This is a genomic window from SAR324 cluster bacterium (assembly GCA_015232315.1).
Classification (GTDB): domain Bacteria; phylum SAR324; class SAR324; order SAR324; family NAC60-12; genus JADFZZ01.
In genome coordinates this window covers 109810-128490 of sequence record JADFZZ010000006.1, presented here as the reverse complement: position 1 = coordinate 128490, position 18681 = coordinate 109810, and the positions used below count along the sequence as shown (strand labels likewise).

General features: G+C 40.3%; 15 protein-coding genes. 11 read left to right on the top strand and 4 right to left on the bottom strand.

Annotated elements, in window-relative coordinates; all coding sequences use genetic code 11:
* Window positions 1-33 precede the first annotated feature (33 nt).
* Window positions 34-2457: a hypothetical protein gene (locus HQM11_07095; GenBank protein MBF0350781.1), complete on the top strand. Its 2424-nt coding sequence runs from the start codon at window positions 34-36 to the stop codon at window positions 2455-2457.
* Here HQM11_07095 and HQM11_07090 read toward each other — a convergent pair whose 3' ends face one another.
* On the bottom strand, window positions 2458-3015 hold the full coding sequence (locus tag HQM11_07090) for a hypothetical protein (protein ID MBF0350780.1): 558 nt from the start codon (window positions 3013-3015) through the stop codon (window positions 2458-2460).
* A 176-nt stretch (window positions 3016-3191) separates the two neighbouring features.
* Here HQM11_07090 and HQM11_07085 point away from each other — a divergent pair, with 176 nt between their 5' ends.
* Genes HQM11_07085 through HQM11_07055 form a run of 7 tightly spaced genes read left to right on the top strand, consistent with a single transcriptional unit; the run spans window position 3192 to window position 10236 of the window.
* On the top strand, window positions 3192-4574 hold the full coding sequence (locus HQM11_07085) for a threonine synthase (GenBank protein ID MBF0350779.1): 1383 nt from the start codon (window positions 3192-3194) through the stop codon (window positions 4572-4574).
* Between the two features lie 7 nt (window positions 4575-4581).
* Entirely contained in the window at window positions 4582-5583 is a 1002-nt protein-coding gene (locus tag HQM11_07080; protein ID MBF0350778.1) for a hypothetical protein, read from the top strand.
* A 3-nt stretch (window positions 5584-5586) separates the two neighbouring features.
* Window positions 5587-6351 carry a nickel pincer cofactor biosynthesis protein LarB gene (gene larB / locus HQM11_07075; GenBank protein ID MBF0350777.1) on the top strand — a complete coding sequence of 255 codons (765 nt, stop codon included), beginning with the start codon at window positions 5587-5589 and terminating at the stop codon, window positions 6349-6351.
* A gap of 48 nt (window positions 6352-6399) precedes the next feature.
* Entirely contained in the window at window positions 6400-7173 is a 774-nt protein-coding gene (locus HQM11_07070; GenBank protein ID MBF0350776.1) for an alpha/beta fold hydrolase, read from the top strand.
* 12 nt (window positions 7174-7185) lie between these two features.
* A complete protein-coding gene (locus tag HQM11_07065) occupies window positions 7186-8184 on the top strand; it encodes a FecR domain-containing protein (GenBank protein ID MBF0350775.1) in 999 nt (332 codons plus the stop codon).
* Between the two features lie 2 nt (window positions 8185-8186).
* On the top strand, window positions 8187-8966 hold the full coding sequence (locus HQM11_07060; GenBank protein MBF0350774.1) for a prepilin peptidase: 780 nt from the start codon (window positions 8187-8189) through the stop codon (window positions 8964-8966).
* 28 nt (window positions 8967-8994) lie between these two features.
* Window positions 8995-10236 (top strand): hypothetical protein, encoded by a 1242-nt coding sequence (locus HQM11_07055; GenBank protein ID MBF0350773.1) that lies wholly within the window; start codon window positions 8995-8997, stop codon window positions 10234-10236.
* A gap of 4 nt (window positions 10237-10240) precedes the next feature.
* On the opposite strand, the gene HQM11_07050 is transcribed toward HQM11_07055, so the two are convergent.
* Window positions 10241-11680, bottom strand: a complete 1440-nt coding sequence (locus HQM11_07050) for an LTA synthase family protein (GenBank protein MBF0350772.1) — start codon at window positions 11678-11680, stop codon at window positions 10241-10243.
* 504 nt (window positions 11681-12184) lie between these two features.
* Here HQM11_07050 and pilO point away from each other — a divergent pair.
* Window positions 12185-12793, top strand: a complete 609-nt coding sequence (gene pilO, locus HQM11_07045) for a type 4a pilus biogenesis protein PilO (GenBank protein ID MBF0350771.1) — start codon at window positions 12185-12187, stop codon at window positions 12791-12793.
* 10 nt (window positions 12794-12803) lie between these two features.
* Window positions 12804-13157, top strand: coding sequence for a hypothetical protein (locus tag HQM11_07040; GenBank protein MBF0350770.1), 354 nt, complete (start codon window positions 12804-12806; stop codon window positions 13155-13157).
* Here HQM11_07040 and HQM11_07035 read toward each other — a convergent pair.
* Window positions 13154-15742: a BamA/TamA family outer membrane protein gene (locus HQM11_07035; protein MBF0350769.1), complete on the bottom strand. Its 2589-nt coding sequence runs from the start codon at window positions 15740-15742 to the stop codon at window positions 13154-13156. The genes HQM11_07040 and HQM11_07035 overlap by 4 nt on opposite strands.
* A 309-nt stretch (window positions 15743-16051) precedes the next feature.
* Between HQM11_07035 and HQM11_07030 the strand changes: the two genes are divergently transcribed.
* Window positions 16052-17113, top strand: a complete 1062-nt coding sequence (locus tag HQM11_07030; protein MBF0350768.1) for a phosphotransferase — start codon at window positions 16052-16054, stop codon at window positions 17111-17113.
* Here HQM11_07030 and HQM11_07025 read toward each other — a convergent pair.
* Window positions 17110-18675 (bottom strand): metallophosphoesterase, encoded by a 1566-nt coding sequence (locus HQM11_07025; GenBank protein MBF0350767.1) that lies wholly within the window; start codon window positions 18673-18675, stop codon window positions 17110-17112. The genes HQM11_07030 and HQM11_07025 overlap by 4 nt on opposite strands.
* Window positions 18676-18681: the final 6 nt, after the last annotated feature.

Below are 18681 nucleotides of genomic sequence, written 5' to 3'. Positions count from 1 at the left end.
CTGGATTGATCAAAATATATAAAAAGAGGGATTGTGTCTGATAATTTTGAAGTCTTGAATCGTTTAAAAAATATGCAGTCTGTTATCAGAGAAAATAAACAGACAATCTTTCCCATTCAACAAGCGCAACATCAAGTTCTTGAAATCAATAACTTTGTAAAAAACATTCTGGAACCAACTTTGTGTGTCTTGCATCAAGATGACCAGACACACATTGCAATGGCATTGGATCAGATCAATAAACTCATGAATGAAATCAACGAAAAATGTCGAACTCCACGACATTTTGAGCTTCAATCAGATTTTTTTTTATCGTTGATAAAAAATATCGAAAATCTGATATACAGCATTAATTTTCATGTCGAATACGGAATCAGCCATGTTTTTCCAGAAGGAATCAGTATTTTACAAAAAATTAAACAATCGGGTCAGGAAGCCCAGATCATAAAAGATAATCTTGAGCGAAAAAACCTGTTTACCTATCTTTCACTTCCTGTGAGCATCACGATTGCCCAAAAGACGACCATACTGGGTTTATGTAACAGCATTCAACAGCTTTGCAGTCAACTCATGAAGCAAACCCAATGGAGCAAAAGTAATTACACATTTTCATTGAACGATTTGCAAAATATCCAGAAATACTTCAAGGAAGTTCAAACTCTGACCAGGATACAGCAACAATATTTTTCAGGAGTATTAAAACAACAATCTGCACAAGAAATTGTACCAACCAATGTTTCTGATGTTTTTATGACTCTTGGCAAGCTTGAATTAAAAATCAGCACCTATGAATCAGAATCATCTAATTCTTTACTGCGGCATAGCATTCATCTCAAAAAAGAAACCTTGGAAGAACTATGGATCCGTTTCCGTGAATATTATATTCCACTGGAGTCCGTGAGATTTCTTCGTGAACGTTCAGATATTCTGGTTGAATTATCCCAAGCCCGTTCAAAAGAACCAGAATCGGTTGTCGAGCAATTTTTACGACAAGTTACTAGAGAGATGAAACTTTTGCAATTTTTTGTTTTAACACTCTCTTCGATGGACAATGATTTAAGGAAAATGGCGTTACTGCTTCACAATTTGTCCATATCTTTCGGAAAAGTGTATCAACTTTCCACGACGTCTCAATTGTTACCCGATTTTTTAAATAAGGCACTTACAGTCATCCATGGACTGCTCAGAAAAAGTCTGAATGTTTTTGATTCAAGAAAAGAACACATTCAAAAATTGCAACAAGTGATTTGTCAGGCAGGTCTGTTCCAGAAAAATATTGAGAATGGACTCCTCAATGATTTGAAAATTCTGGAGCAGGCAGGTGAAGATATTAACCATTATGATGAAAAAATTATTGGTACCATCAAAAATCTGGACAATATCATGTCCCTGTCACCCACCACCAGCAGAAAATTACTTCGAGAAGCTTACGAAGATCAGGCAGAACTCACTTCTGCCTGCATCGCACTCGGAAATGTTACCAGTAGCTTTTCCTTGATGACTGAAGCCATCAAAACTATTTTTATTGTCTATCAGAAAGTCCTGGCATGCTATAAATCAACCAGCACACCATCTCTATTTATTGAATCTGTCAGCCAAATTTTGAAAGAACACTCCACTGCACCAGATCCTTTGCTTAAAAAAATTAGCAACATGGCCTCTGATCTTGATTGGTTTATTGATAATGTTTTGTTGGATAATTCAAAAAAAGAAAAAATGTTTTGTGAAGAATTACACACGCAAATGTCACAAATCCAGGATCAGATAAGTCTCCGATTGAATGAGTTACAGGAAAAAACTAAACTCGCCGCAGCATTTGAATCCTCACAAAAACAGGTCGCGGCCGCACAGACCGCCGTTGTCCAAGACGCTTTCGCCTCACCATCAATTGTTGAATTAACAAAGAAAACAACAGGCGCAAGCTTTGAACCCTTTATCTCCGATGTGATGCGTCGGCTTAAAGATGCATGCTCCAAGATAGGCTCAGAACGCTCGCTGGCGTTATTGAAAGTTCTTGAACAACCCCATGTTGTGGTTGACTATATGGAACGCTTGGAATCAGCATTTGATCCTAACTCCACAGAATCAGAACAGGATTATCTCGAGGAAGTTCTTAGCAGTCAGGATGCCAGAGATCTTATCATGAACTTTTTACAAATGAAATTCATGCCCTATGGATATTTTGATTCTCATGGACAAAAATATCATTTTGATGATTCAAATCAATCTTTTGATATTCCAAGAAACGCCGAACCCTTCATCCGGTTCACGCAAAGAATGCTTGAAACCCCTAAAAATATTTACCGACGATTAATACGAGTGATGCTTGGATATGATGGAGTGGATGTAATGGGACACAGAGAGCATGAAAAAATAATTGATGTTTTACGATCAGATCATATTTTGAGTAAAGATGAACAAGCGAGACTCAAATCCTTTGTACCGTTTATTCCGTGATCAAAAGGCGGTTCGGGCTCCTGCCATAAATTGAGCTTCCGCAAACGAATCGTTGGGCGTATTGATTGAGACAAAATCAATTCCAAACAGAAAACTCATGACTGTCTTTCCTGAACTCCATCCCAGATGAATCATGTTTGCCGTTGTTTTTCCCAGGGGTGATGCACCTATATGGGTTTTGTCCCAGCGAATGTGCCTGAGAGAAAGAGATGCACCACGTGTTTCACCCGATTTGTGCCATTGGTCATGTATTCCAAGTTCAACGCCATTGCCTTCAGAATCCATAAACCAGCCGCCAACCCTCATATTCACATCCGCTACGTCAGCAGGAACTGTAATTTTCAGAATATGGAGTGTTCGGTCTGCCGAAGCATAATTTGTTGATAAAAAAAGCGATATTCCAGCCGCGATTGAACTGTAATTGCTGTTTCGAGTTCCCCAACTGTGGTAGGCCTGAATTTCTGGCATTACAGGAAATGCCGCATAGGTGCCACTGACAGCACCGACTACTCCGATAATCAGCAAAAAGAGTTTTAATATTAATGAACTAAATTGCATGTAATCTCCGATAATACGTCAATATTTTGATAAATCATAGGTATCCTCAGAGATGTTTCAAGGCTATTTACGTACCTTCTCCCATGAATATCAGGGTTGAACTGGACTTTTCCCAACGCTCTGGTTAACAACAAACCGTTTTGATTCATTGATCATCTTTTTGATAAAAGGAGCAAATGAAATATCTAAGCACTCGTGGTCAGGTAAAGAATTTATCTTTTGAAGATGCCGTAATGACAGGTCTGGCGGATGATGGTGGACTTATCATTCCATCTGAAATTCCATTTGTTGATCAACTCCAAGCACTCAAGTCACTTTCTTTTGCCGAATTAAGCCACAAAATTCTTGGCATGTTTATCGAAGATGAAATTGATTCAGCAACACTCAAGCTCATGATCCAGAAAAGTTATCAGTCTTTCCGCCACGCTGAGATCACACCCGTTCGGCAGTCAGGCTCACTATGGATTCTGGAATTGTTTCATGGCCCCACCTTTGCGTTCAAAGACGTTGCCTTACAATTTTTAGGCAACCTGTTTGAATATTTTCTGGAAAAACGAGCCCATCAACTGACGGTCCTTGGTGCGACCTCTGGCGACACTGGCAGTGCGGCCATTTACGGCTTAAGAGGTAAAAAAAATATTGAAGTCTTCATGCTTCATCCCCAAGGAAGAGTGAGTCTGATTCAGGAAAAACAGATGACAACTGTCCTGGATAAAAATATTCACAATATTGCTGTTGAAGGCACTTTCGATGACGCACAAAACATTGTTAAAACATTGTTCAATGATCAGGATTTCAAACAAACGTATCATCTTGGTGCGGTCAATTCCATCAACTGGGCCAGGATCCTGGCTCAAATTGTTTATTATTTTTATGCTTATTTTCGAGTAGTGCCTCGCGTCGGAGATCCTGTTAATTTTTCTGTCCCCACAGGAAATTTTGGTGATGTTCTTGCAGGATTTTATGCAAAAAAAATGGGCCTCCCCATTGACAAACTGATTGTCGCAACCAATCAGAATGATATTTTATACCGTCTTTTCACCACCGGAAAATATCATACGGACACAGTTGTTCCAACCTGGAGTCCCTCTATGGATATTCAAATATCCAGCAACTTTGAAAGATTCTTGTATTACCTGGGCAATAACTCTTCCAAACAATTGAATTCATGGATGAACACATTTCATGATACTGGAAAACTAACGCTGGATGACTCATGGCTCAAAAAAGCAAACAATGAAATGACTGCTGAACGAGCCAGTCAGATAGAAACATTGGAAACCATCAAACAGGAATATTCAATCCATCAATATTTGGTTGACCCACACACAGCCGTAGGCATTTGTGCCGCTAAAAAAATACAGTTATCAGGACCTGTCATTTGTCTGGCAACAGCACATCCTGCAAAATTTGGAGATGCTGTCACACAAGCTATCGGAAAAAATCCTGAACTGCCTGAATCTTTAGCAGAATTAACTGACAAGGAATCCAGGGTTAGTGTATTGCCAGCGAAAGCATCCGCCATCAAAGCGTTTATTCTTCAAACACTGAAGGTCTGATATTGCAATGACAGAAACAAACCCTGTTTCCTATGAACAGTTCAAAAAGAAGCGTCCCAAATGGACTTTGCGGTTCCGCAGAAATATTGAATTCGCCTTTTTTTGTTTTTTTGAAAAAATCGGAAATACATATTCACTGAAAACACTCCAGAAAGCCGGGAAAATAATTGGTTTGTTGGCTTTCATTCTGCTCAAAAAAGATCGTGGAATTGCTGAGAAACAACTTTCTCTGGTTTTCCCGGAACTCTCGAGCGAACAGATCCGACAATGCACCAAAGATTGCTTTATGCATTTTGGGCAGGGCATGCTGGAGTTTTTTGCTATTGAACAATTGATTCACAAAGTTGATCAATACATTCATGTGGATAATCCTGAAGTTCTGGATCAGGCCTATGCAGAACAACAGGGGGTTGTATTGCTTGCCATGCATATGGGCAACTGGGAGTTGATTGTTCCCTATCTGATCCAGAAGGGATACCCCGCCAAAGCGGCCACTACCAATTATCCGGATGAACGGATCAACACAAAACTCCAGCAATCAAGAGGAAGGCAAAATATCCAATTGATTCCACGGGGGGCTGACAATACCATCAAATCCATTCTGGAATGTTTTAAAAACAAAGAAATTTTTCTGGTTGCCATTGATCAGGACACCAATGTTCCCAGCATGTTTATTCCTTTTTTTGGACGACCTGCGCAAACACCGATCAGTGTCTCGTCCCTCGCACTCAGATATGGTTCTGTGATAGTGAGTTACACCATTTTACGGCAACCTGATGGGACCTTTCATCTGCATTTTGAACGTTATGGCCGTATCCCGGTGATCCGTTCTCCACAAAAATCCAATATTTATCAATTAACTTATAAATTAAATCAGCACATGGAATCTTTAATCAAAAAAAATCCATCTCAATGGGCCTGGTTTCATCGACGTTGGCGACACCATCCGAAACCTGAAGATTTGGAGTTTATTGCTGAAATGGAACATGAAATTTCTCAAACAATTTAAGGTATGAAGCAAACATCCTGGCTAGAACTTTTTGAAGCCATAAAACACCAGCAAATCGAGCCTGTTGACGCGTTAGACAAGGTCCAGTCTATGAGCTACCAAAACCTGGGATTTGCAAAACTGGACCATGGGCGTGAACTGCGGAAAGGTTTTCCCGAAGTGATTTATGCCAAAGACAAAACTGTCGATCAACTTACGAAAATTTTGAAGGCCCATTGCGCTGTTCATATGAAAGTGCTTGTCACCCGGTTAGCCCCTGAAAAATGGGAGAATCTCAAAAAGCAGAATATTTCAGGACACTATAATTCTGTTGCCCAAACATTATCGCTGATACAAGGTCGTCATGAATCTAACCACGGAAATATTCTGATTTTAACAGCCGGAACTTCTGATTTACCAGTAGCTGAAGAGGCTCTTGAAACGGCCCGAATCATGGGAAATAAAACTGAGATCATCGCTGATGTTGGTGTCGCAGGAATTCATCGCCTGATTGACCAGATGCATTTTATAAATCAGGCAAAGGTAATTATTGTGGTTGCTGGAATGGATGGAGCCTTACCCAGTGTTGTGGGGGGATTGGTTTCATGTCCAGTGATTGCCGTTCCAACCTCTATTGGATATGGCACTGGCACTGGAGGAATTGCCGCATTATTAGCCATGCTGAACAGTTGTGCTCCCGGAGTCATGGTTGTTAATATCGACAATGGATTTGGAGCGGGATATGCTGCCAGTATGATCAATCATCCAGGTTCTGCTCAAACCCATTGATTTATTTGAACCCTAATTTTACTTCGCATGTCCATTTAAACGAGAATTATGCCTATTGTTGTAAGTCAAAAACAGCGTATTTACTATGAAGTTGAAGGAGATAAAGGCCCATTCCTGATTCTGCATGCACCAGCATTCCTAACTCTGGACTGCTGGTATAAATCTTATTATGTGGATCTTTTGGGAGATCACTTCCGACTGGTCTTGATTGACCCATTGGGACAAGGAAATAGTGATTCACCGGAAGAACCTGAGTTTTATAAAATTGAATCCAGAATTGAGCATGTGTTGGCCATCAAAGCCGAACTCGGAATTGACAGCTTTCATTTTTTAGGTTTTGGAATAGGCGCACAGGTAGGATTCATGATGGCAGCCTATCATACACAGCATTTACGTTCTCTTTCAATTTTTGGAATGCATCCTTATGCCAATACTGGAGAAAATTCTTCATTAACAGCAAACATCCAACTGATCCGTGAAGGATTGATCAAAAATTATTTGAATAATCATCAGGAATGGAATCTTGCAGAAGATATTCAGCAGAAAATTATTTGCGGTTCTAGTCAGGCCTACATCAATTCCTTGGAGACAAGTGCGCAATGGCAAGGTGTTGAATCGCATCTACCCGCAATGACAACCCATGCGATGTTGTTTACCAGCACATCAGAACCAATATTTTTGTCGGTTCGTGAAGCCGGGCGGTCGATGCCCCATGGAAGATATTTGATTTTACCAAAAATTGATTATATGAACGGATTATTGAATGCTGATTCAGTTGTTCCTCCACTCTTAGAATTTACAAAAAGACAACGTGGCCATTAACCAAGAGGACTTATGAAAAAATATATGCGATATCCAACAAAACTAATTCTTTCGGTTGTAGTGATTACCGTCACATTGATGACAAACACTCTTTTCGCTCAAAATCCCACGGCTGTCGCGACCTTGACCAAGGTTAATGGAAAAGTGGAGGTGCAAATTTCAAAAATGAATAAACGCACAATGGGCCGAGAAGGGCTCTTGCTTTATCAGGATGATACCATCATAACGGGTCAGGGCGGACGAGTGACAGTCCTGTTCAGAGATGGTTCTGAAATTAGACTTTTTGAAAACACCCAGTTCATGATTGAAACAGGAAAAGAACAAGAAACTGAACAACGTTCTTTTCGCTACAATTTTTTTATGAAAATGGGATCCTTTTGGGGGAAAATGCAAAAAAGTCGGCAGCAAACTTCCATCAAAACACCCACTGCAACAATTGGAGTTAAAGGAACATCTCTTAGAGTTTCAACCAATGAAACAGCCTCCTCTATTGCGCTGACAGAAGGGCTGATCTCTGTGGATAACAAAAACTCCTCCATAGAACTTGTTCCTGGAAAAAGAGTGGTTTCCATTTCCAGCACTGATGATCTATCTAAAAAAATTGAAGATATTCCCTATAAATTATTCATCACAGCCGATTCCTATGACGTTGATTTCACAAAAACACAGCAATCAACAATCCGCTTGTCTATCCAGCTTGGCAACGTGCAAACAGGTCAAAATCTGGGAAGAACTGGAAAACTCTATCTACGAAGCAATTACCCCAATATCCAGTTCCCGGAAAGTGTGGAACTGGATGCAAGTGGTTTTGTCCGTTTTCCTATTGAAATAAACTCTCCACGATACCAAGACCAGGAATTTGATGGAAACGTCACAATCTGGGCCGTTCCGGATGATGCAAAAGCAGATGACATTGGAGAAGGAAGCATATTGATAAAAATAAAATCAGCTTCAAAAACTCGTCATTATCATATTGATGGTAATACAGGCGAAATTTCTCCTGTAAAATAAACATGATCCTTGAGTTTTTAGGCATTATCATTCTGGGAGGTTTCAGCAGCATTATTCTGAACCGGTGTATTCAACGTATGCCTGATGATCTCCCCTTATTTTCTCTCGGCACATGCAACTCCTGCCAGAACCAACTCCCGGTTTTGTTGAATATTCCACTGGCAGGATACTGGCTTGCTGGAAAAAAATGCCAATCCTGCGACAATCCACTCCCCCTTCAACCATTGCTGATTGAATGTCTGACGTTCATGGGAACTATTGGGTTGTTTCTCTGGCGTGGCTATTCTCTGTCAATAATTAATGAATTGCTGTTGCTATATCTGCTGATCATCATTGCCGTCATCGACTGGAATACAATGACCATAGAACCACGGATCATTGTAGGAGGAATTTGTCTGCGTGTCACCTGGATTATTCTGTTTGAAACCAATCAGCTTTTATCTTTTCTGACAGGCATGCTAGTGGCTGCGGGAGCTTTTTATTTTATTGGTTTTTTTTATGAAACCCTGAGGCGCCGGCCAGGATTGGGCGATGGAGACGCGGCTGTGCTGGGACTGGTTGCACTATGGACGGGTTGGCAAGGATTAAGTCTGGTGGTTTTACTGGCGGCAATCAGTGGCTTAATAATAGGTGTGGGTGTGTTGATCATCAAAAAACAGCCCGTTGGAAGCACTCAAATCCCTTTTGCTCCTTTTTTATGTCTGGGAGGCAGTTTGGTCTATTTGATTCAACATATTGATCATCCATTGACCAATATCATGAAGCCTTTCATTTTTGAATAATTGTGATTTATATTAACGCCGAATACTGATGCGGTTATTCTCAAAAGATATTTTTTATCTGATCCTGGGGCCCCACCAAGTGTGGGGGCTATCAAATGGAAAACAAATATTTTCTACCACGTATCCATCCGATAATTCACCCCAATCCATTGCCGAACTATTCCCTCAAAAAAAATATTCAAAAATTATTCTATTGCTTGAATATCCCTGGGTGATGAATTCCCATGAACAGTTATTCACATCCTTAAACAACGAAGAAATTACCCAATATATCAGGAATCGGTTCCAAACCCCTCATATACTGGATTCTTCTGTGGGTTTCTGTTTTTTAGAAGATGGCACACAATTCGGTGCGTTATTCTGTTCGATGATGTCCTTCGCAACACAAGCATTGATTAAAGTTCTGCAAAAACTGTCTCGAACCCCTATTGAATCAATACCACTCACTTATTTGTGCATTCCAGAATTACAGCAATATCCTAACCATCATATTCTTCTCGAAACAGCCGCTAAATACACGTTTATCCAAACCCAACGAGGAAAAATTCAGCAATGGGTAAATATCCATGCAACTGACCGGCAACAGGCATTACTGCTGCTCGCAGATATGAAACAGTTGGAGACTCAACAACTAACCTGTCTAACGATCTCTGTTAATCAAGATGAGGCGACAAATACTCTGACCATTGAAAATTTAATTTCCCAAGGGCAATTTTCCCAAACCTCAACCCGACATCCTTTTTCCTGGAATGTACAGAAATCACAGAATCTCGCAAAATATCAAAAATCCCTGTTAATTGCAGTCCCCTCCCTATTAATTTCAGGAATTCTTATTTGGCATCAATACACTCGCAATTCCATAGATCATATCAAAACCGAATTGACGCAGGCCATGCTTAAAACGGATGAACGTCGAATTCAACTCCAACTTCTCAATGATTATACCGCACAGCAAAACCATTTTCTTCAGGTCAATGCGCTTTATCAACATTTAAAGACCTATTCTTCGCTGGCGCACTCTGTTCTGGATCAAATCATTTCGCCCATTCAAGGTGTCTGGGTTAAATCGCTGGATTATCAGGATGGCAAAGTAGAGGTGGCACTCTTCACGATTGATCCGGAATTAATTCCGCAAGTGCTTGTCTCATTGAAAAGTAATTCACTCATCCAAAACGTTCATTTTAAATTACAACAAAAAGTCGAACTTTATCAGAGAGAAGTCACAGAATTTGTTTTGAATATCGAATTGAAACATACAATTTTTCAATAACAACCTACCAGGGCGCAATAGAATTGGTAATGAGCGTATTATGCGCTGTCTGGGTATAGCCTAGGTATGTGCGGATTTCAGACTGAATGTCCGAAGGCAGTTTTGTAAAATTGATTTTTTCCTGCAAAACTTTTGTATGATTATTATAGATGGATGCTAACTTGTTATCCACAAAGCTGAGTGCATAATCTGGTGTGATCCACAAATAGATGACAGAATTAAACAAGGCAAAGGACTCACTGGTTTCTGAAAACAGGCTTTTCCCCATAGACGAATGAGCCGTCGAAAGGCCTAGCAAATCTATCATGGATGGCAATATATCCACTTGGGAACCTATGGTATGATTTATTCCCGGAGCAATGACTTCTGAGGGTGAATATATCAACAACGGTATGTGAGCATTTTCGACCGCCTTTCCACGATGTGCCCAGATGGTGTGATCCGCTGTAATAACAAACACCGTATTCTTAAACCACGATGAAGACTTGGCTTGTTCAAAAAACTGTCCTAGAGCCCAATCTGAATAGTGCAGGGCATTTAACCATTCATAATCTGGAACTGAAGAATCAAAAACAGAAAATTCAGGATCAGGAAGATGAAAGGGCTGGTGGGACGATGATGTAAAAATTGCCCCATGAAATGGTTCCTGTAACGAATCCAGTTCCTGTTTGAATCTCTCAAATTGAAAATGATCCCAGATCCCCCATAAACCATCCCATTTGTTGTCAGGATTTTCAAAATTTTCTTTAGCGATTACCTTATCATAACCAAGTTTTCTCGCAAAATCATGAATTCCCAGGCTTCCTTCAAACCCACCATGAAGGAAGAGCGTTTGATAGCCATTTTGTTCCAGAATTTGTGGAAACGAAGTCATGGTATTTTGTGTGAACGCCCCCATGATAACCTGAGCGTCCGTGAATCCCGGAATAGAGGCCAGAACTGAGGCAATACCAATAATGGAACGCGATCCATTGGCATAAAATTGATCAAAGACCTGGCCTTTTTTACACAAACTATCAAAATTTGGAGTCGATGCAACAGGTCCCCCAAAAGACGCCATGTACCGTGCAGTCCAGCTTTCCAGCATAATTACGACCACATTCAATGGCTTTTGTCCGGTGGTATGTTCCTGTTGGGATATCCGATAAAACGCATGTTCCTTGTCCAGAAAAATCTCATTGGTTTTGTGATTTTTCACCAGATTCCTGGCAATTTTCAAAGAGTCATCCTCTGATAACCATGCTAATTTATGGATCCTGTCCATGGTCATTTGCTCCATCACCGTGAATGGAGCACTCAATGTCAGATGTCCAAGCGGCAGTGGTTCATTTTGAAAGGCCATTGATTGGGATAACGGTTTGCTCTGTAGCCCACCTCTAGCCCCGATAGCCAGAACAACAAGTAAAACCAACCGTTGCCCCCAGTTCACAAGGGAGGGTTTCAAACCAGAATTTCTATTCTGAGAGATTGCTCTCCATAACCGAAACCAGCCCCATGTAAACAGAACTGTAACCAGCACACCCCCTGCGGACTCCCAAAAAAATGACGTAAACGCTAACTTAGCAACAGGCAGGATGTCTCCCCCAATTGTGAAAAACTCAAAAGAAAGTCGTCTTCCGATTGTACGATAATATGTCAGATCCGATACATGCAATAATAGAAAAAAGAACATGCATCCCCAAAGATAATAGGGGAGAATTCTGAGAAATATACGTTGAATCTTTCCATAGCTCAACAACACTGGTATTAGCAGTACGAGTGATAACTTAAGGATCACAACCAGATCAAACCTGACGCCATGAATAAAACTCCACAACAATTCATTGAAAGAATATTTGTCAAAAAATTCCCAGTAATATATAAGGAAAACCAGGCGAGCCAGAAAGAATATCCCCATAAATGTAATAAGCTGAACTAATATCAATACTGACATAACTGAACAATCCTGATGAATACTATTTTATCAATTCCAGGCAATTGGAATCATGAACAAAAAAAACTGCTTCTAATCATTCTGGGCATTATATTATGCATGATGATGTTTTATAATCTGAAACTCAGACCCGCATTAAACGACAAAACCCGATTGGAAAAAAAACTCACGGAATCTGTTCAGGCTCTGAATGAACTACAACAATATGAGCGGCATCAAACACATTTTGAGGCTGAAAAACAAAGGATTCAGGAGCAAATGCAACTTATCGACAGAGCGCTCCCGCTGGAATGGAATATTGCTGAATTAAATCAGCATCTTTTTAAAGTAGTCAAAGAAAGCCAAATCAAACTGTTACGGCAGGTTATCCCCCCTGAAAAACCGTTTGAACATTATGCTGAACTTAGCATTGTTCTGGAACTAACCGGCCAATACCGTCAATTGATCCAGTTTATTAAAAAAATTCAGGAACTTCCTATCCTGATCAACATCCGAAAACTTCACATTGAGAATCAGGTTTCAAAAACAGTCACACCAGATTTAAAAATCAACATTTCCCTGAGTGTCTATCATCGTTATGCCTTATCCCAAACTCAATCGCCGAATGCGATCAACCTTCAATAATCCTTGAACCATGATACCCTTCATTCCAACTACGCTGATCCTTTTTTTATTAATGTTCCCATCATCAACATCGGCTCAGGAAAGGGATCCTTTTTCCAGCCTGATTCAACCGACTAAGCCTGTTCCCGCAAGTGCACCAAAACCTTCAGATTCAGCAAAATCTGTAGCAAATCAGTCAGAACCAAAACTTCTGGCGATTGGAAGAATTGATGGCATTGCACACGCTTATATTCAGATTAACGACCTAAAATATATTCTGAAAACAGGAGAAGAAGCAAAATCCTACAGGATTTTGAAAATAGATTCTGGATTCGTTATTCTTGGGCATCAGGAAACACAAACGACACTCAGGATAGAACCTTAAAAAATGCTTAATACTTCAAATAGAATAAGCTGTGGCTTGGTAAATTCCGGATCATTGAGAGGGTAGGCAACTTCAATTTTCAAGGGGGCTTCTGCCAATGAAACGGCATTGATGTTCCATACCAGACCAACACCAACATCCTGACGAAGTGGTACATCCGCAGGATTCACATCATTACCCCAAACTTTACCCATATCATAAAAAATACCTCCTAAAACTCCAAGTGATGAGATATCCCCCCACCACTGTGAAGAAATAACCGGAAATGAAAAATCACACCGCATTGCCAGCAAATTTTCATCCCGCAGGATTGTCCTTTGGGGATAACCTCTCAATACCGTTGGACTGCCAAGTTGGTGATGTTTCTGTAATGGACTGGTTCCTTGGGTCGTTCCCCCTATCCATTCCCAGTCAATTCTTTTACGAAAACCTGTTTTGATCGCATGCTGGATTTTAGCAGTCCAAAGTGTGTAGTCAAAATCAGACCCCAATGCGAGAACTGGTTTTTCGAATCCCAGATTGAATTCCAGATAATATATATTTCCAAATCCAATGTTGCTGGTATGTGATATGGAAATATTGCTGGTATCCCCTGTTTCAATGATATCTGAAGAGATACCTGACGACGTTTTTCTGGCTTTAAAAGCTGCTTGCTGGGCCAGATTGACGGCATAATTGTAAGAGTATTTTTCCTGATGTTGAGGCGAACTATAAAGGAGTCCCACTCCTTTCGATAAAATACCTCCAATCCGGGAAAGATTAACATTGGCGACAAACCCCTTAATTCCCAACAAATTCCTTCGTTCAACAGAGGATTGATAGGTAAGCTGTTCGTTTTTTGTTCCATAGCCAGGTGTCACATTATAGATATAATCACCAATAACATGTCTGGTTTCCAAACCAATATGGTTGCCATCAAATGCATTACTGCTTCCTCTAGGAACCAACGTGATCAGAATTTCCCTGTTTTTCTGCCAGTCAAACGCAAAACGGACTCTGAAATAATGAAATGATTGGTTGTTTTGTCTATCAGTCTCCAATAATATTTCATCAGGATCCAAAGATATGGATACAGGAGGAGAGACGGTAATAAATCGGATCATCTCAATATCCTGATTTCCCAATGCGCGTTTATGGATCACCTGCTCATCTTCGGTTTCAATAACAACATCAACCGGCATCTGTCCTTTGTCTTTTTTTTCAATAACAACCCTGACTTCATATCCTCCCGCTGGCAATTCATCATACGTGAATTCACGAATCCCGTAATCCATTGTATCTGTGGTATAGAACCATTGCAAAAAAAACCAATCCAGCGGTTCAGGATACATTTGCTCCATAGATTGATGAATATCCTTTAAGGTCACCACCTGATACTGATTATTTTCAAAAAAATGACGAAGTCCTTTCCTGAAAGCAGCATTTCCGGTCAGATACTGTAACATGGAAAATACCAATGCTGTCTTATAAGTCGCAAATTTCAGATAGACCCGATAGTCGGATAACTTTGAAATTTTAGACATAATCGGTACTTCCAAAGCCGGATTCACTCCGCGCACCATGCTTTCAAAAAAGTGCTCCCGATAGTGAGGATTCAGCCAGTCAAAAAAATCAAAAATTCTAGCGTCAAGCCCATATTTATATTCAAAAAATTTCAGACTGAAAAAGGCTGGCAGTCCCATATGCAACCATAATTGCGTATCCTCATTGGCCCAAACCTTCTCACCAAACCATAATTCTGCCATACCACGCGAAAAAAAGCCCAATACTCGCCTGTCCATAAAGGTGCTGCGTTTGTAATGAGGAATCGTGACCAATATGAGATTATTGACAACCCTGATATCTTCATAATTGCCTCTCACCTCCACTATTCTGATTTTGTCCCACGGTTGCTTCAAATCAAATTCAGAGGCCATATAATCAAGAAATTCTTCCCCCCAGATCTGTAGTAATTGGGCACGACGTAGATCTTCTGAAAAATAATAGGACTCGATTACCGGATGTCCAGTATTCAATCGAGAATAATTCGGTGAGAAAATCAGTGGAAAATATTTGAGCGGCTGGACTTGTTCAAGTTTGACATGTTGCCTGGCTTGGCCGTATTCCAGATCTCCAGCCGAAGTGATTAAAAGTCCTGTAGTATCAGCAGTCCACATGACTTCATAGATTCCAGGAGATGGTTCCATCATATCCTTTATCCATGTTCCATGCTTGTAGGACAGCAAAACTGGGTGCCATTCAACTACCATCAATTCCTTAAAGACAAGTCCGTCCTGAAACCGTACCGGCAATTTGGTAGTAAATTCAAAAACAAGCGTATTTTCAGGAATTGCCTCTTCAAGAGAAACTCGTAATAGTCCATGTTCCGTGCTGTATCCAACAGGCAGATCCGGGTTATTCTCGATGGAAAATGGAATTGGCCGGTTGTTGGTATCTGTAAGAGAGTCAATCTTGGTAAATCCTTTTTGGAACCCATAGGGAAACAAAGGATCATCTTTCAGTCTGCTGTAAGAATCTAATGCAAAAACAGGAGTTTCCAAAATTTTACGTGTGCCCCGGTGATCAATCGAAGCAAAACGGTTCATAGGCAAACTCACTATCAATTCACGTCCAGAATAAATCTGAGGGTTAAAGGTGATTGAACATTTTCCTTGCAACACCCTGGATTCATCGTGATAGTGAACCTCAATTTTATAATGAGGCCAGTCATTATTCTGGGCAAATAAATTTTGTAGCGGCAACAACCAGAAAATGATAACAAAAAAACTAATTACAGCCCTCATGGAATCATGCGGCCTTGCAAAAGAATTTCTGGTTAGTAGTCTGGAAAAACCGCACATCAGAGAAACACAATTATAAAATATTTGACTACATTACTTGCTGAGAACCGAATAATGCTACAATCTTTAACAAACTTGGCAAAACAACATTTTGGCTCCCAAATATCCGATCCCAAGCCACTGAAGGGAGATGGTTCAGATAGAGAGATTTATCGTTTCTTTCGTCCTGATGGTTTTTCTTTTGTCGGTGTGACCAACTCACATCGTTTGGAAAATGAAGCTTTTATTCTGTTATCGCGTCACTTTGCCCAATATGGCATTCCTGTACCAGATATTTATCAAACGGATCTAAATCATGGCTGTTATCTGCTTGAAGATCTGGGTGACATCACTCTGGCGGATATGCTTCAACCACTTGATCCCGACAATCCACAGGATGCCAAACTGATCCAGAATTATTACCATCAGGTCATACACTGGCTTCCGAAGCTTCAATTGCAGGGTCATCAAGGGCTTGATTATCAATTTTGCTATATGGATAAAATCCTGGATTACAATACTTTTATGACAGACTTGAGGTATTTTGAGCAATATTTCTGGAATCTGTTTGCCAGCAATTACCCCAAATCAGGCATGATTCAACAGGAACTGGAGCAACTGGCTTTACAACTGGACAAGATTGAACGCCAATCCTTTGTATATCGGGATTTCCAGTCCAGAAATATCATGTGGAAAAAGAATCACCCCTGTTTTATTGATTATCAATCTGGATGCCCCGGTGCAATTCATTATGATGTTGCCACCATGCTTTATGCCTCCAAAGCTCGATTGAACGAACCGCTCCGACAACTATTAATTGAAACATATCTGGATGAACTTCCGTCTACGATGAAACCGTCTCACGCTGAATTTACAGAGACTCTTTATAATTTTGTATTGATTCGACGGTTACGTTCCCTTGGCACGTATGGTTTTCTTCCGTCGCAAAAAGGGAAATTTTATTTTCTGGATGCCATTCCCGGAACGATCCATGATATTTTCCAACTTCTCTCAAATCATCCAGCTTTGAGCCAATGGACAGCGCTAAAGGAATTATTCTATCAATGGAGTCAGGATCCCAACCTGTGTTCTAAAACATGGCTTCATAACTTTGTCAAACAACAAACACATCCTTAATCCCCAACAGATTTCAAAAAACCTTTACAAATCTCTGGTAATTGTTCTGGAAATTTCCGGAGATAATAAAAGATATATTCCTGAAGAATCTGCTGACTCAAATTGCGCTTCTGTTCCGGTTCAATCAAGCTTTCCAGTGTAATTCCTGATCCGCCATTCCAGTGATAATTGGTGAACCATATGGAATAAAACTGGTCAGCAACCAATTTTTTTTGATCCAGGTCTGGAACAACATAAATCTGCCTTCCAGGACGTTTTTGCTTTTTCCGCTCCAATCGTTTCAGCATTGTAAGTTGACTCCCACTAATTGAAGCTCTCACAATCTTATTAAAGTATGGCATCCAATCAAACAAATGTTTTCTGGAAAGGTAGATTCCTGCAATTTTTTTTGGCATCCTGTTCCATTTCCAATTTGAAAGCACCGCGGCATCTCCATTCCCTTCAAAATAAACCAATGCGTCATACGATAACTGACGACCACAGGATTCCAGTTCTATTTTTGCAGGATCCTTTACAAATTGGATTGCAGTCTTTGCATCAAAATATTGATTAACCCCCTTCATCCATGGGTCAAGATACGCAAGAGTTTTATTACTTTGGTCTGTGAGAGATTTTTTAAGAGGCCTTTTAAATTCAGCCATTGTTTGAGTCACATTCCATCTTCCATTTATGAATTTCAGGTGCAGTTGAATATCCATGAGTCCTTCGCCATGACTTCCCGGAAGTATCAACGGCATAATGAAAGAACCGGGCATCGATTTTTGAGTTCGAGGGAATATTTTATGCGTATGTCCTGCAATGATCAGATCAAAATCAGAGATAGAATCCGCGATTATTCCTGATGCATTTGGCATTGGAATCTGTTTTAGCAAGCTTTCCTGATAATCATAATCAGCTTCTTCGCCGCTATGAAACAAACCTATCAAAATATCTACCTGCGGTTTTAAAACCTGACTCCAATGCCGGGCCGCTGAAACCATGTCGTCAACCACCAATGTTCCTAAATTGGAGGTATCAACCCATAAGGGGACTCCTGGCGTTGTCAAACCAAGAATACCGATCCTTAGTCCTTGTCGTTGAATAATCCGATATTGGGCTAAAAACAGGTTTTCTATTGAATGATTCTTGATATTGGCTGAAATCCAGGGAAATTGAGACATTTGGATGGAACGGACAAAAACGGAAGCAGGCCAATCGAAATCATGATTTCCAGGAACAACCGCATCATACTCAAGAGCGTTCATAAGCTGGATGATTGGCCATGGAGGAACGGGATGAGCCATCACCTTATCCATGTAATAGGATAGCCTGTCACCATTTAATGTATCACCTGCATCCAGCAGGATTAAATTCGGATTATTTTGTCTGAGGGAGTGAATCAAAGGTACTAGAGTCGTGATTCCGGCAGGAGAAAATGAATTTGTTTCATCCCCCAGATTTCCATGTAAGTCTGACGTTACGACAATTTCAAGGACTCTGGAGTTTGAATCAGCACCGGCTGAATTACCAGCAAACAAAAATATAATTGAGCTTCCAACTGTTATCAGCAAGATCAGGCGCACAAGGTT